Annotated in this window: 12 protein-coding genes; 4 read left to right on the top strand and 8 right to left on the bottom strand. The window is 69.4% G+C overall.

Features of this window, described 5'->3' with window-relative positions; translation table 11 throughout:
* Positions 1–3 precede the first annotated feature (3 nt).
* Both JR064_RS10475 and JR064_RS10470 read right to left on the bottom strand, forming a co-directional pair.
* Positions 4–1,428, bottom strand: a complete 1,425-nt coding sequence (locus JR064_RS10475; RefSeq protein ID WP_206229677.1) for a nicotinate phosphoribosyltransferase — start codon at positions 1,426–1,428, stop codon at positions 4–6.
* Between the two features lie 64 nt (positions 1,429–1,492).
* Positions 1,493–2,548 (bottom strand): bifunctional nicotinamide-nucleotide adenylyltransferase/Nudix hydroxylase, encoded by a 1,056-nt coding sequence (locus tag JR064_RS10470; RefSeq protein WP_179567343.1) that lies wholly within the window; start codon positions 2,546–2,548, stop codon positions 1,493–1,495.
* Between the two features lie 225 nt (positions 2,549–2,773).
* Here JR064_RS10470 and JR064_RS10465 point away from each other — a divergent pair, with 225 nt between their 5' ends.
* Both JR064_RS10465 and JR064_RS10460 read left to right on the top strand, forming a co-directional pair.
* Positions 2,774–3,769, top strand: coding sequence for a glycosyl hydrolase 53 family protein (locus JR064_RS10465; protein ID WP_206229676.1), 996 nt, complete (start codon positions 2,774–2,776; stop codon positions 3,767–3,769).
* Positions 3,770–3,933: 164 nt separating this feature from the next.
* On the top strand, positions 3,934–4,812 hold the full coding sequence (locus tag JR064_RS10460) for an endonuclease/exonuclease/phosphatase family protein (protein WP_206229675.1): 879 nt from the start codon (positions 3,934–3,936) through the stop codon (positions 4,810–4,812).
* Between the two features lie 24 nt (positions 4,813–4,836).
* Here JR064_RS10460 and JR064_RS10455 read toward each other — a convergent pair whose 3' ends face one another.
* Positions 4,837–5,751 (bottom strand): LysR substrate-binding domain-containing protein, encoded by a 915-nt coding sequence (locus JR064_RS10455; protein WP_206229674.1) that lies wholly within the window; start codon positions 5,749–5,751, stop codon positions 4,837–4,839.
* Between the two features lie 85 nt (positions 5,752–5,836).
* Between JR064_RS10455 and JR064_RS10450 the strand changes: the two genes are divergently transcribed.
* Positions 5,837–6,580 carry a sulfite exporter TauE/SafE family protein gene (locus tag JR064_RS10450; RefSeq protein ID WP_206229673.1) on the top strand — a complete coding sequence of 248 codons (744 nt, stop codon included), beginning with the start codon at positions 5,837–5,839 and terminating at the stop codon, positions 6,578–6,580.
* Between the two features lie 412 nt (positions 6,581–6,992).
* On the opposite strand, the gene JR064_RS10445 is transcribed toward JR064_RS10450, so the two are convergent.
* From JR064_RS10445 to JR064_RS10430, 4 genes are all read right to left on the bottom strand, one after another.
* Positions 6,993–9,170, bottom strand: a complete 2,178-nt coding sequence (locus tag JR064_RS10445; RefSeq protein WP_179567353.1) for a carboxy terminal-processing peptidase — start codon at positions 9,168–9,170, stop codon at positions 6,993–6,995.
* Between the two features lie 238 nt (positions 9,171–9,408).
* Positions 9,409–10,425 carry a lipoyl synthase gene (gene lipA / locus JR064_RS10440; protein WP_206229672.1) on the bottom strand — a complete coding sequence of 339 codons (1,017 nt, stop codon included), beginning with the start codon at positions 10,423–10,425 and terminating at the stop codon, positions 9,409–9,411.
* 22 nt (positions 10,426–10,447) lie between these two features.
* Positions 10,448–11,161, bottom strand: coding sequence for a lipoyl(octanoyl) transferase LipB (gene lipB, locus JR064_RS10435; protein WP_179567357.1), 714 nt, complete (start codon positions 11,159–11,161; stop codon positions 10,448–10,450).
* A complete protein-coding gene (locus JR064_RS10430) occupies positions 11,149–11,427 on the bottom strand; it encodes a DUF493 family protein (RefSeq protein ID WP_009606261.1) in 279 nt (92 codons plus the stop codon). Before JR064_RS10430 ends, lipB begins: the two co-directional genes overlap by 13 nt.
* A 281-nt stretch (positions 11,428–11,708) precedes the next feature.
* Between JR064_RS10430 and JR064_RS10425 the strand changes: the two genes are divergently transcribed.
* Entirely contained in the window at positions 11,709–12,770 is a 1,062-nt protein-coding gene (locus JR064_RS10425; protein ID WP_191825248.1) for a lipid A deacylase LpxR family protein, read from the top strand.
* Positions 12,771–12,889: 119 nt separating this feature from the next.
* Here the strand turns inward: JR064_RS10425 and JR064_RS10420 are convergent, their stop codons facing one another.
* Positions 12,890–14,101 carry a D-alanyl-D-alanine carboxypeptidase family protein gene (locus tag JR064_RS10420; protein ID WP_206229671.1) on the bottom strand — a complete coding sequence of 404 codons (1,212 nt, stop codon included), beginning with the start codon at positions 14,099–14,101 and terminating at the stop codon, positions 12,890–12,892.
* Positions 14,102–14,135 lie beyond the last annotated feature (34 nt).

Below are 14,135 nucleotides of genomic sequence, written 5' to 3'. Positions count from 1 at the left end.
CACCTACAGACGCGCGGCGTTCGCGCGCTCGCGCACTTCCGCCAGGCTCCAGTCGTGCAGCAGGCGGCCGTTTTCCCACACCGTGACCATCGCGTCGTCGTAGCCGGCAGGCCGGGCCAGTTCGTCCAGCGACGCGGCCGTGGCCGGCACCGGTTCGGTGCGGTAGCCGCCGTATTCGCGATGGCGCAGCAGGCTCATGCGGCCGCGCTTGCTGAGCTTGCCCTTGTCGGTGATCGGGTCCTTGTAGACGTCGATCCACTTACCGTCCACGCGCGCGGCCGAGCACTTCAGCGCGAACTTCTGCGTATCGCGATCCAGCCGCTGCAGCAGCGCGCCGCCCATGCCGAAGGCGACGTTGTCGGTGGCGTAGCCGGCGCTGGTGACGCGTTCCAGGATCGCGCGGATGCTGGTCGGGTTGACCCCGTCGCCCTGGATCACGCGCACGTGGTTGAGCACCTTGTAGCCCTTGCGGTTGACGCTGTGGCCGAAGGCCTCGTCGAGCAGTTCCAGGCACTGGTGCACCACCGCGACCGGGTCGCCGGAATCGGGGCGGATCACCACGGTGGCGCCGGAGGCGATCACCTCTTCGCGCAGCGTGGTCCCCCAGTGTTCGCGGATCGCGTGGAAGATGTCGTAGCTGTCCGACACCACCGCGACGATGCCGCCGGGCTTGCCGAACTGCCGGAGCATGTTGCGGTACGCGTCCACTTCGCGCTCGCGGCCCCAACTGGTGATGGTGCTGTGCTCGGCGGCCGGGATCGAATAGCCGGCCATCGGCTCGTGGTAGTGCGCGCGCGCCAGCAACAGCCCGGACACGGTATCGGTGCCGAGGAAGTTGACCAGGTGCGCGGCGCCGCCGATCGCCGCCGACTCCAGGCTGGACACGCCGCGCGCGCCGAAGTCGTGCAGCTTGAACGGCAACTGCCCTTCCGGATCGTCGCTGGTGCGTTCCAGGAACTGGCGGAGGGTCTGCTTGGCGTGCCAGCTGACCGTGGCCACGGTGACCGGATACCAGATGCGCAGCAGCAGCGTTTCCAGGTACGACGGCACCCAATAGGCCTGCGCGTCGGTGGACTCGATGGTCATCAGCGCGTTGTGGGTCGGCACCACGCTGCCCTCGGGCACGGCGCGGATGCGGATCGGCAACTGCCCGCCGAGGCGATCGACGATGTCGCGCCAGCCGGCCTCGTTGAACGGCTCGCCGTGCGCGGCGAACAGGTCGCGCGCCTCGTCGACGTCGGCATGGGTGATGGCGCGACCCAGCGCCTCCTTGAGGATCGACTGCAGACCGAAGAACACGGTGCGGTCGTAGACGCCGCCGCGCGATTCCACATAGAAGAACGTGGCATCGGTGCCGGCCGGATATTGCAGCCAGTGGCTGGCCTTGTAGCTGTCGGTGTTGAGCAGCAGGTTGTTCAGGCATTGCATGACGGGAAGCTCCTTCGCGTCGGGGGAAGGCCAGCGGTCTGTCCGCCGGCCGGGAAAGCCGCGGTCAACCGCGGCCCAGGAAGAATTCGAGCAGGTGCAGGTGGTCTTCGAACAGTTTCGGGCCCATGCCCAGCACTTCGCTGACCGGAATCCAGCGCGCCTTGTCGGCGTCGTCGCCGCCGCGCACCTCGGGCAGTTCGCCGAAGGTGAATTCGAAGTGGAAGGCATGGGTGATGGTGCGCCCGCGCAGGCTGCGCTCGGGATGGTCGAACACATGGCGGTTCTTCAGCGAGCCCTTCAGTACCGGCACCGGGATCTTCAGCCGGGTTTCCTCGCGCAGTTCGCGCAGGCAGGCATCGAAGATGCTCTCGTGCTGGCCGACGAAGCCGCCCGGCAGCGCCCACAGGCCCTTGCCCGGCGCCGCGCGGCGCCGCACCAGCAGCACGTGGCCCGAATGCACCACCACCGCATCGGCGGTGACGAAGGTCGGCGGATACGGCGCCTCCTTCCAGGCCGCGCGGTACTGCTCGATGAACTGGTATTCGGCGAGCAGTTCCGCATACGACGGCGAGTTCTTGCGGAACGCCTCGAGCATGTCGAACACCGGCGCCGGCACGTTGCCGCGCAGCATCAACAGCGCGCCGTGGAAATCGATGCTGCCGGCCTCGAACAGGTAGCGGCGCAGCTCGGTCGCCGACAGCGTCTCGGTGTGCTGCACGTCGACCAGCGGCCACTGCGGGAATTCGCGCAGGTAATAGCTGCTGGCGTCCTTGTCCATGCCGACCAGGCCGATGCGCGCCTCGCTGCCGCCGCCATCGGCACGCACCGCCTCGGCCACCGCCGACTGCACCGCGGCGATCCATTGGCTCTCGTTGTACAGGTGGTCGCGCAGCGGGCGCAGGATCAGGCGCTCGGCGGCGCCCTCGAGCGCGGCCTGGATCATGACGCTGCGTTCGGCCACCGTCCACGGATTGCGGATGGTGCGCGGGGTTTCGGCCGAGCCGATCAGGAAGATGAGTTTCTGCGCACGCGCCAGGGCGTGGCGGGCAACGGCGGCGTGGCCGTTGTGGAAGGGCTCGAAGCGCCCGATGAAAACAAGATAGTCGTATTCCATGAGCATCCCTCACGGTGATTGGAGTCGCCACGGGTCTGTCCCTTGGCGTGCGGCAAATGCTACGCCAATGGGCGAAGGCGTCAAGTGCCGCGCGCGAGGCGCCGCTGTCGCCATGCGTAGACACCCTGCGCTGCAACGCGCGTGGCGCGCGCGATCGCGCTAGCCTCGCGCACGCCCCGGCCCGCGCCGCAGGCAGCGTTTTTTCCGGCACTCCATCATCGCGAGGAACCTATGAACGGATCGAGCAAGGGCTTGTGCGCATGGCTGGCGCTGCTGCTGACTTGTCTGTGCGCACCGGCGGCGGCGCAGAGTTTCGCCAAGGGCGCGGACGTGAGCTGGATCGATCAGCAGGAGAGCAGCGGCCGCGTGTTCCGCAATGCCGCGGGCGCGAACGCCGACTTCTTCGCGTTGCTGAAAGGCACCGGCGTCAACGCAATCCGGCTGCGCGTCTGGGTCAATCCCAAGGACGGCTGGTGCGACGGCGCCGACGTGCTGAACATGGCCAAGCGGGCCAAGGCGCAGGGCATGCAGATCATGATCGACTTCCACTACAGCGACAGCTGGGCCGATCCCGGACAGCAGACCAAGCCCGCGGCGTGGAGCGGCGATGCATTCTCCAAGCTGGTCACCGACGTCTACGCGCACACCAGCGGCATCCTGTCGTATCTCAAATCCAACGGCATCGACGTCAGCTGGGTGCAGGTCGGCAACGAGATCAACAGCGGCATGCTGTGGCCGGACGGCAAGACCCCCAACTTCGGCAATCTCGCGCAGTTGATCAACAGCGGCTACAACGCCAGCAAGTCGGTCTATCCCAACGCCAAGGTGGTCGTGCATCTGGCCAACGGCTACGACAACGCCACCTTCCGCTGGTTCTTCGACGGCCTCAAGTCCGCCGGCGGCAAGTGGGACGTGGTCGGGATGTCGCACTACCCCTCGAGCAGCGGCTGGCAAAGCGCGAACACGCAGATCGCCAGCAACATGCGCGACATGGTGGCGCGCTACGGCGCGGACGTGATCGTCAGCGAAGTGGGCATGGACTGGCAGCAGGACGCGGCGACCCGCGCGATGCTGGCCGACCTGGTCGCCAAGACCCGCGCGGTCGGCGCGCATGGACTGGGCGTGTTCTATTGGGAACCCGATGCGTATCCGGGCTGGCAGGGCTATACCAAGGGCGCGGTGAACAACAACGGGCAGCTTACCCAGGCGCTTGCAGCGTTCCAGTAACGCGTGCGGCGCCTCGCGCGGATGCGCGGCGGGCGGGGCGCGCCGCGTGCGGCGTGCGCCGAGGCAAGCAGTGTGGCGTCGCGAGCGCGGCGCAATCCGCGACTGGCTGACGGTCACATCGGCATGCCACCATTGGCGCGATCCCCACCGCCAGACCTGTCGCCATGTCCACATTCCCGTTGTCACCGCGTTCGCTTGGGTTGCTGCTGTTGCTCGCACTGGGCGCAGTGTTCGCCCCGGCGCAGGCGCGCGCACCGGCGCACGAGGCGCCAGCCACGCTCAAGGTGATGAGCTTCAACGTGCGCGTGCCGGTCGATACCGACGGCGACAAGCGCTGGGAGATCCGCCGCAGCGCGATGGCCGCGCTGATCCGCGCGCAGCATCCCGACGTATTCGGCACCCAGGAGCTGGTCAAGCTGCAGGCCGATTACCTGGCCGCGCAACTGCCCGACTACCGCTGGTTCGGGCGCAGCCGCGACGGCAGCGAGGACGGCGAGCGCATGGGCGTGTTCTACGACAGCCGCCGCCTGAAGCTGGTGGAATCGGGCGACTTCTGGCTGTCGGACACGCCAGACGTGGTCGGCAGCATCAGCTGGGGTCACCCGCTGCCGCGGATGGTGAACTGGGGGCTGTTCGAACGCATCGCCGACGGACGCCGTTTCTACCTGTTCGACACCCACCTGCCGTACCGCGACGAAGACGAGGCCGCGCGCGCCAAGGGCGCCGCGCTGCTCCTCGCGCGCGTGCAGGCGTTGCCGGCCGACGTGCCGGTGGTGATCACCGGCGACTTCAACACGGCGCCGGATTCGCCCACCTATCGCACGCTGGTTCCGGCGCTGGCCGACGCGCGCAAGCAGGCACCGCACGCGCTGGGACCGGAAGCGACCTTCCACGATTTCACCGGCCATCCCGATCGGCGCATCGACTGGATCCTGTCGCGCGGATTGCGCGCCACCCACTTCGCCACGCTCGACGCGCGGCCACAGGGACATTGGCCGTCGGACCATTTCCCGGTGGAAGCCGAGTTCGCCTGGCCGCAGTGAGGTCCATCGCGTGCGCGCGGGACGTCATCCCGCGCCGGTGGCCGCTGCGCCGCCGGCGTGCGCACACAGCCAGTCCAGCACCTGACGCACCGCCGGCGCCGGCGCCGGTGCGGGCCGCCACACGATCGACAACTGCCGCGCCGCCCACGGCTCCTGCAACGGCACCGCGACCAGGTGTTCGCGCACGCTGACCCGGGCCAGCGCGGCCTGCGGCAGGATCGCCACGCCGGCGCCGCGCGCCAGCATCCGGCACAGCGGTTCGATGCCGTGCACGTGGGCGCGGATGCGCAGCTGGCCGCCGGCGCGCGCGGCCTGCGTGCGCAGATGCCGCTGCAGCGCGCTGTCGTCGGCCAGGCCGAGAAACTCCGCCTGCCATAGCTGCGCCAGGCGCAGCTGCGGCGCGCGCGCCAGCGGATGCGTGGCGGCCGCCACCAGCACCAGCCGGTCCCGGCGGAACGCCTGCGCGTGCAGGCCGGCCAGGTCGGCATGGTCGGCGATCACCGCCAGGTCGGCCCGCTCCTCGCGCACCGCGTCGGCCGCCGCGCTGCTGCCCTGTTCGCGCAAGGCCAGGTCGATGCGCGGATGCGCGACCAGGAACTCCGCCAGCAGTTCGGGCAGCCACTCGTACAGCGCCGCGGTATTGGCCAGCAGCCGCACCGTGGCCTGGTTGGCACCGGCGTGCTCGCCCAGTTCGGCGCGCATCGCCTCGGCCTGGCGCAGCAACTGCCGCGCATGCCGCAACAGCGCGGCGCCGGCCGCGGTCAGGCTCACCCCGCGGCGGCCGCGCGCGAACAGCGCCGCACCGGCCTGCTGCTCCAGCGCGCGGATGCGCGCGCTGGCCGCGGCCAGCGACAACGCGGCGCGGTCGGCGCCGGCGGTGATGCTGCCGGCCTCGGCCACCGCCACGAACAGCCGCAAGTCGATGAAATCCAGGTGCATCGCCGCTCCAGCCTTCGTCGTTGCCGAAGTCTGCCTGAAGCGATCGCGCATTGTCCGGCGCCGCGGCACGGCCGATGCTGGAGGCATGCACTCGCTCATCCCGCATCTACTGCCGATCGCCGCGGTGTTCTGCCTGGCCGGCTTCGTCAAGGGCGTGGCCGGGACCGGCCTGCCGACCGTCGCCATGGGCTTGCTGGGGCTGTGGCTGGCCCCGCCCGAAGCGGCCGCGCTGCTGGTGCTGCCGTCGCTGTTGACCAATCTGCAGCAGGCCTGGGGCGAAGGCGCGGCGCCGCTGTTGCGGCGGCTGTGGCCACTGCTGGCGACGATCGCGCTCGGCACCTGGCTCAGCGCCGGCATCCTGGTCGGCGCCGATCCGGCGCTGGCGCGCGGCGGTCTCGGCGCCTTGCTGGCGCTGTACGCGCTGCTCGGCCTAAGCCGCTGGCAGGGCCGGCTGCCGTCGCGGCACGAGCCCTGGGCGGGCCCGGCGGCCGGGTTGGCGACCGGCCTGCTCACCGGCGCCACCGGCGTGTTCGTGCTGCCGTCGCTGCCCTATCTGGTCGCGCTGGGCCTGCCGCGGGAGACGCTGATGCGCGCGCTGGGCTACTGCTTCTTCACCGCCACGCTGGCGCTCGCCACTGCCCTGGCCTGGCATGGCGCGTTCGCGCGCGGCGCGCTCGGGCCGTCGTTGCTGGCGCTGCTGCCGACCGCGATCGGCATGTGGCTGGGCGCGCACCTGCGCCGGCGCATTTCCGCCGAGGCGTTCCGCCGGGTGTTCTTCCTGACCTTGCTGGCGCTGGGCGTGCATCAGCTGTGGCAGGCGCTGGGTTAGCGCAACTTTCGATGCTGATGCGCACTTGTTAGGAGCGGCTTCAGCCGCGACCAGGTCTTACCGGTAACGCCCGGTCGCGGCTGAAGCCGCTCCTACAAAGAGCGTGTCAGGCCACCTGTCGGGGCTGAAGCCCCTCCTACCGTGCGCCCAGCCGGCCCATCGCAAACCCTTGCAGGAGCGGTTTCGGGCGGCATCGGGCCATCAGTCGCGACGGCTTTATCGGTAAGGCCCGTCGCGACTGAACTCGCTCCCACAAAGAGCCTGTCGATACGCTGGCGATGACCTGCCGGCGCTGAAACCCCTCCTACGGTGGAATGCAGGCGACTGCGTGCGGCCAAGCGAACGTCCAACGAAAAACGCGCCACCGCTGGGCGATGGCGCGTGCGTGTTCGCGCGGCGATGAAGCGCGGGCTCAGTCGGCCCAGCGCCCCGGGCCGGTGGACTGCGGCAGCACCTGCACCGACAGCGGACGGTCCTTTTCCAGCAGGTTCAGCGCATCGGCCAGGATCGAGGCCGACTCGCGCAGCAGCGGATCCGGGCGCTTGTCGACCAGCTTCTCGCGCGCGGCGTCCTTGACGATGTCGCGCTCGTTGCCGGTCAGGCCGTCGTCGCTGCTGTCGTCGGCGAGCGGATCCAGCGGCAGGCCGAGCTGCTTGCGCGTCTCCTGGCGCTGCTTGCGCTGCACGTCCTGCTTCTCGCGCTCGGCGCGGCGCTCGGCTTCGTTGAGCACCACGTACTTCTTCGCCGCCTCGGTGCGGAACTGCTGCACGTCCTCTTCCCACCACTGGAATTCCTTGTCGCTGGCGATGCGGCTGGCATGCAGCGTCTCCAGCTTCGGCAGCAGCGGCGCGAAGTTGCCGTACTGGGTGTGCGGCACCGCGGCGATGCGGGTCCACGGCAAGGCGTTGGGATAGGTGCTCTCGCCGAACTCGGTGGCATCGACGCTGGCCGGGAACGCGATGTCCGGCACCACGCCCTTGTGCTGGGTGCTGCTGCCGCTGACCCGGAAGAACTGGGCGATGGTCAGCTTGACCTGGCCGAAGCGGTCGGTCTCGTTGGCCGGCCAGCGGTCCAGGTCGACGATATTCTGCACCGTGCCCTTGCCGAAGCTGGTCTCGCCGATGATCAGGCCGCGACCGTAGTCCTGGATGGCACCGGCGAAGATCTCCGAGGCCGAGGCCGAACCGCGGTTGATCAGCACCGCCAACGGGCCGTCCCAGGCCACGGCCGGGTTGTCGTCGCTGTTGACGGTGACGCGGCCGCCGGATTCGCGCACCTGCACCACCGGGCCCTGCTCGATAAACAGGCCGGTCAGTTCGATCGCCTCGTCCAGCGAGCCGCCGCCGTTGTTGCGCAGGTCCAGCACCACGCCGTCGACCTTGTCGGTCTTGAAGCCGGCCAGCAGCTTGGCCACGTCGCGGGTCGCCGAGGCGTAGTCGCTGGCGTTGCGGCGACGGCCTTCGAAGTCCTGGTAGAACGCCGGCAGCTTGATCACGCCGACGCGCCGCGCCGGTTCGCCGTCCTTCGCCGGGAGGGTGATGGTCTCGCCCTTGGCGGCCTGTTCGGCCAGGCGCACCTTCTGCCGGGTCAGCAGCAGCTGGCGGTGCTTGCCGTCCACGCCGGCCTCGGCCGGGATGTACTCCAGGCGCACCTGGGTGTCCTTGTCGCCGCGGATCTTGGCCACCACGTCGTCGATGCGCCAGCCGATCACGTCCTCGACCTGGCCGGACTTGCCCTGGCCGACGCCGACGATGCGGTCGCCCGGCTTCAGCGTGCCGTCCACCGCGGCCGGACCGCCCGGGATGACCTCGCGGATCACCACCATGTCGTCCTGCTTCTGCAGCTGCGCGCCGATGCCTTCCAGCGACAGCGACATCTGCTGGTTGAAGTTCTCGGCGGTGCGCGGGGTGAAGTAGTCGGTGTGCGGATCGACGGTGTTGGTGTAGGCGTTCATGAAGAACTGGAACACGTCCTCGCTCTTCAGTTCCTTCACCGAATCGGCGAGGTTGGCGTAGCGCTTGTCCAGGGTCTTGCGGATGTCCTCGGGCTTCTTGCCGGCGAGCTTGAGCCGCAGCCAGTCGTTCATCACCGACTTGCGCCACAGGTCGTCCAGCTCCTGGTTGTCCTTGGGCCACGGCACGTCCTTGCGGTCGTACTCGAACTTCTCGCTGCCGTTGAAATCGAAGTCCTGCTTGAGCAGCTTGCGCGCGTAGCCGATGCGCTCGTCCACCCGCTGCCGGTACACGGCGAACACCTGGAACGCCGGCTCCAGCTGGCCGGCGGCGATATTGCTGCCGAGGTTGGCCTGGAACGCGGCGAACTTGTCCACGTCGGCCTGGGTGAAGAACTGCTTGCTGCCGTCCAGCGTCTCCAGGTACTTCTTGAAGACTTCCTTCGAGGTCGCCTCGTCGAGCGCGCGCGGCCGGTAGGCGTAGCGGCTGTCGGAGAGCAGCCCGTACACCAGCTTGGCGGTGGTGGACTGGTCGGCGGTCGAGGCCGCCGGCAGCGCGGGCGCGTCGGTGCGGGCGAACAGCGCCAGCGGCGTGGTCAGCGCGAACGCCAGCAGGAAGACGGAAGCTTTGAATTTCATCTACGTACTCTCGGCACGAGGCCGTCAGGGGGGCTGCAGATCGCGTGAGACAACACGACAGTGCCGCAAGTTGCAGGCCGTGTCACCTGTTCCTGAACCAGACTAGCCGGGGCCCGGTAGCGAAGTGTGAATGGTGCCGGTGCAGGCGCCGCGGGCGGGCGTCGCGGCCGGCACGGCGGGCGTCCCGGGCGATCGCCAGGACGCGGCGGCGGCGCCGGAACGGGGCCGCAGGGCGAACTCAGGCGGCGACGCCGGCGCCGGCCGCCTGCCGATCGGCGTGATAGGACGAGCGCACCATCGGCCCGGAGGCGACGTGGCTGAAGCCCAGCGCGTTGCCGTACTCCTCCAGCGCCTTGTATTCCTCCGGCGTCCAGTAGCGCATCACCGGGTGGTGGTGCGCGGTCGGCTGCAGGTACTGGCCGATGGTGACCATGTCCACGGCGTGCGCGCGCAGGTCGCGCAGCGTGGCCTGCACCTGCTCCATGGTCTCGCCCAGGCCGAGCATGATCCCGGACTTGGTGGCGATGGACGGGTGCTGCGCCTTGAACTTCTGCAGCAGGGTCAGCGACCACTGGTAGTCGGCGCCGGGACGCACGTTCGGGTACAGGTCCGGCACGGTCTCGATGTTGTGGTTGAACACGTCCGGCGGATTGGTCGCCAGGATCTCCAGCGCGCGGTCCATGCGGCCCTTGCCGCGGAAGTCCGGGGTCAGGATCTCGATGCGGGTGGCCGGCGCGGCGGCGCGGATCGCGCCGATGCAGTCGGCGAAGTGCTGGGCGCCGCCGTCGCGCAGGTCGTCGCGGTCGACGCTGGTCACCACCACGTAGCGCAGGCCCATGTCGGCCACGGTCTGCGCCAGGCTGGCCGGCTCGCCGGCGTCCGGCGGCTTGGGCCGGCCATGGGCGACGTCGCAGAACGAGCAGCGGCGGGTGCAGACCTCGCCCAGGATCATGAAGGTGGCGGTGCCGTGGCTGAAGCACTCGTGGATGTTCGGGCAGCTGGCTTCCTCGCAGACCGTGACCAGGCGGTTCTCGCGCAGCTTGGCCTTGAGGGTCTGCACGGCGTTGCCGGACGGGATCCGCACCCGGATCCACGACGGCTTGCGCAGCACCGGCGCATCGGCGAACTGCACCGGCGAGCGGTTGATCTTGTCCCCGCCCAGTTGCTTGACGCCGGCCTGCAGCGGCGCGGACGCGGGCGCGCTGTCGCCGGAAAGGACCTGCAGGGGGATGGTGCGTGCGCTGGGCTGGGTCATGGCGTCGTCGGCGGGCAGGCGGTCAGGCCGCGTGCGTGAGCGTGAGGTCGGGCAAGGCGTCGAGCGGCTGCAGGGTCAGCCCGAACTGGCGCGCCAGTTGGGCCAGCAGCACCGGTTTGACGGCCTGCATGCCGGAGGGACCGCCCAAGTCTAGCACCGAGGTCACCTGCAGGCCCTGGTAGCCGCAGGGGTTGATGCGGTGGAACGGCTCCAGGTCCATCGCCACGTTGAACGACAGGCCATGGAAGGTGCAGCCGCGGCGCACGCGGATGCCGAGCGCGGCGACCTTGGCCGCGCCGACGTAGACCCCGGGCGCGCCGTCGCGGCGCTGGCCGAGGATGTTCCATTCGTCCAGCGTGTCGATGATGGCCTGCTCGATCCGGCACACGTAGTCGCGCACGCCGATCTTGAGCCGGCGCAGGTCCAGCAGCGGATACACCACCAGCTGGCCGGGGCCGTGGTAGGTGACCTGGCCGCCGCGGTCCACGTGCAGCACCGGGATCTCGCCGGGCGCCAGCACGTGCTCGGGCTTGCCGGCCTGACCGAGGGTGAACACCGGTTCGTGCTCGACCACCCACAGTTCGTCGGCGCTGGTTTCCTCGCGCGCATCGGTGAAGCGCTGCATCGCCCGCCACACCGGCGCGTAGGGCTGGCGGCCGAGATCGCGGACCCGGCACGGCGGCGGCGCCTGCGCCGGTTCCGGCGGCGGTACCGCGGCGCCGGCTACAGCGTCCACTTCACTTCCGGATGCTCGCGCAGCGCCAGGTGCGCGGCGTCGTACTGGGCGCGGTCGGCGGCGCGGAAGGCGATCCGCACCGACACGTACTTGCCGTTGGACGAATGCTTCCAGCTGATGCGCTCTTCCAGCACGTCCACGCCGGCCTGGGCGAGCAGGCGCGGCAGTTCGGTCTCCAGTCCGGTGTTGGCGGTGCCCATCGCGCTGAGCTCGAAGACGCCGGGGAACTGGAAGCCGTGATCGGGGTTGTCCGAGGTGATATCCATGGCTGCATTATCGGGCCGGCGCCGGGCAAACCCAAGGCCGGGGCGCGCCGGCAGGCCGCGTGCGGGGGCGGCCGCCGCCGCGGCGCGCCGCGTCAGCATGTGGGCACGGTTGGCAAGCGATGCCAATAGGACGAAGCGATACGGCTACACGGCTTTCGCGCCAACGCCGCCGCGGCCTATGCTCGCCCCGGCATTTTATGAATGCAGGCTTCACGGGACGCGCGCATCCGTCCCGCTAGCGTCGGTGCACCCATTCCTCCTTCCCTCCAGGGACGTCGCCCATGCCGTCATCGCGCCTGCCTCTCGCCTTCGCCGTCGTGCTCGCCCTCGCTTCGCTGCCCGCTGCTGCCGCCACCGACCGGTGCGCCGGCAGCGCACTGGAAGACACCCCGCCGACGGTGAACTTCCGCGTCGACAACGACCTGTTCGGCGGCGCCGGCCAGGACCAGGGCTATACCAACGGCTTCGGCATGACCCTGGTGTCGCCGAACCTGGTCGACTTCACCGACGACCCCTGCCTGCCGCGGCTGGCGCGGGCGGTCAACCGCTACCTGGAGCGCCTGCACCCGGGCGAGTTCGAGCAGCAGAACATGGTCTTCAGTTTCGGCCAGGCCATCTACACCCCGACCGACAAGACCCGCCGCGACCTGATCAAGGACGACCGCCCCTATGCCGCGATACTGGCGGTGAACTTCGGCTACAACGCGCGCAACCAGGACCGCCTGCGCACCACCCAGCTGCTGCTGGGCATGGTCGGCCCGTCGGCGCAGGGCAAGCAGGTGCAGGATGCGGTGCACGACGCGCTCGGCGACGAGAAGTTCCTCGGCTGGGACAACCAGCTGCACGACGAACCGGTGTTCCGCCTGCTGCACGAACGCATGCGCCGCTGGCCCGGCGACGCGACGGTCAACGCCGACGGCTGGGGCTGGGACGCGATCAGCCACTGGGGCGGCGCACTCGGCACCCTGGAGACCCATGCCAACGCCGGCGCCGAAGTGCGCTTCGGCTGGAAATTGCCGGACGACTTCGGCAGCTCGCCGCTGCGCCCGGCCGGCGAGAACACCGCCCCGCCCCGCTACGGCCTGGGCCGCGGCTGGTCGGCGCATCTGTTCCTGACCAGCGACGCACGCTGGGTCGTGCGCGACATCACCCTGGACGGCAACACCTTCCGCGACAGCCACAGCGTGAAGAAGCGCCCCTTCGTCGGCGAGGCCGGTTTCGGCCTGGCGGTGATGCGCGGCAAGTGGAAGTTCGCACTGGCGCGCTACTGGAGCACCCGCGAATTCGACCTGCAGAAGCAGACGCCGGTGTTTGGCAGCTTTACGATCAGTCGGCGGCTGTGAAAGGCCGGGATTGGGGATTCGGGATTCGGGATTGGAAAAGCGCTCCCGGCTTCGGCGAATCCCAAATCCCGAATCCCCAATCCCAAAAAAAAGCCGGCGCAAGCCGGCTTTTTTTCAACTCATTCGGCTTCCCACCACATCCAGAAGCTGTCCCACAACCGCTTGAAGAAGCCGGCCTCGTCGACCGCCTTCAGTGCCACCAGCGGCGCCTGCGCGATCACCTTGCCGTCCAGCGAGACCTTCACCGTGCCGATCGCCTGGCCCTGCTTGATCGGCGCTTCCAGGGTCTTGGGCACGTCGATCGACGGCTTCAGTTCGTTGTAGCGGCCGCGCGGCACGCCGACCAGCAGCGGCTGCGCCACGCCCAGCAGCACTTCCTTCTCGGTGCCCTTCCACACGCGCTGCTGCGCGACCTGCTTGCCCGGCTCATAGAGGCGGTGGGTTTCGTAGAAACGGAAGCCCCAGTTCAACAGCGCCAGGCTGTCCTCGGCGCGCTGCTTCTCGGAGCTGTCGCCCATCACCACCGCGATCAGGCGCTGGTCGCCGCGCTGCGCCGAGCTGAGCAGGCAGTAGCCGGCCTCGGAGGTGTGCCCGGTCTTGATGCCGTCCACGCTGGGGTCGCGCCACAGCAGCAGGTTGCGGTTCTGCTGGGTGATGTCGCCGACCTTGAATTCCTTGATCTTGTTGTAGGCGTAGGTTTCCGGATAGTCGCGCACCATCGCCCGGCCCAGCAGCGCCAGATCGTAGGCGGTGGTGTAGTGGCCTTCGGCGGACAGGCCGTGGGCGTTGACGAAGTGCGAGCCGGTCATGCCGAGCTTTTCCGCGTAGTTGTTCATCAACGAGGCGAAGGCTTCCTCGCTGCCGGCGGCGTGTTCGGCCAGCGCGATCGCCGCGTCGTTGCCGGACTGGATCGCCATGCCCTTTTCCATGTCCTCCAGGCGCGCGGTCTGGTTGACCGGGAAGCCGCTGTAGCTGCCGTCGGTGCCGGCGCCGCCTTCGCGCCAGGCGCGCTCGCTGAGCATGACCTGGTCGTCGCGCTTGATCTTGCCCAGCTTCAGTTCGGCGGCGATCACGTAGGAGGTCATCACCTTGGTGATGCTGGCCGGGGCCACCCGCACATGTTCGTTCTCGCCGGCCAACACCTGGCCGGTGGCGTAGTCCATCAACACCCAGGACTTGGACACGGCCGGCTTGGGCGCCGGCGGGATCGCCACGGCGGCGGGCGCGGCGGCGGCGGCGGCAGGCGATGCCGGCACCGGGCCGGGGGTCTGCGCGGAAACCAGGCCGACGGCGAAGGTGGCCACGGCGGCGACGGCGAAGCGGAATTTCATCTAAAACGACTCCTGGCAGGCCCGAAGGCCGATG

Source organism: Xanthomonas bonasiae (assembly GCF_017163705.1).
GTDB lineage: Bacteria > Pseudomonadota > Gammaproteobacteria > Xanthomonadales > Xanthomonadaceae > Xanthomonas_A > Xanthomonas_A bonasiae.
The sequence above is the reverse complement of the archived record's forward strand: the minus strand, read 5'-3'. Positions and strand labels throughout refer to the sequence as shown.

Coding starts and splice junctions, on each gene's coding strand:
- JR064_RS10420 (WP_206229671.1), bottom strand. CDS start 14,101: ATGAAATTCCGCTTCGCCGTCGCCGCCGTGGCCACCTTCGCCGTCGGC.
- JR064_RS10450 (WP_206229673.1), top strand. CDS start 5,837: ATGCACTCGCTCATCCCGCATCTACTGCCGATCGCCGCGGTGTTCTGC.
- JR064_RS10430 (WP_009606261.1), bottom strand. CDS start 11,427: ATGGATATCACCTCGGACAACCCCGATCACGGCTTCCAGTTCCCCGGC.
- JR064_RS10475 (WP_206229677.1), bottom strand. CDS start 1,428: ATGCAATGCCTGAACAACCTGCTGCTCAACACCGACAGCTACAAGGCC.
- JR064_RS10455 (WP_206229674.1), bottom strand. CDS start 5,751: ATGCACCTGGATTTCATCGACTTGCGGCTGTTCGTGGCGGTGGCCGAG.
- JR064_RS10470 (WP_179567343.1), bottom strand. CDS start 2,548: ATGCTCATGGAATACGACTATCTTGTTTTCATCGGGCGCTTCGAGCCC.
- JR064_RS10460 (WP_206229675.1), top strand. CDS start 3,934: ATGTCCACATTCCCGTTGTCACCGCGTTCGCTTGGGTTGCTGCTGTTG.
- lipA (WP_206229672.1), bottom strand. CDS start 10,425: ATGACCCAGCCCAGCGCACGCACCATCCCCCTGCAGGTCCTTTCCGGC.
- JR064_RS10425 (WP_191825248.1), top strand. CDS start 11,709: ATGCCGTCATCGCGCCTGCCTCTCGCCTTCGCCGTCGTGCTCGCCCTC.
- JR064_RS10445 (WP_179567353.1), bottom strand. CDS start 9,170: ATGAAATTCAAAGCTTCCGTCTTCCTGCTGGCGTTCGCGCTGACCACG.
- JR064_RS10465 (WP_206229676.1), top strand. CDS start 2,774: ATGAACGGATCGAGCAAGGGCTTGTGCGCATGGCTGGCGCTGCTGCTG.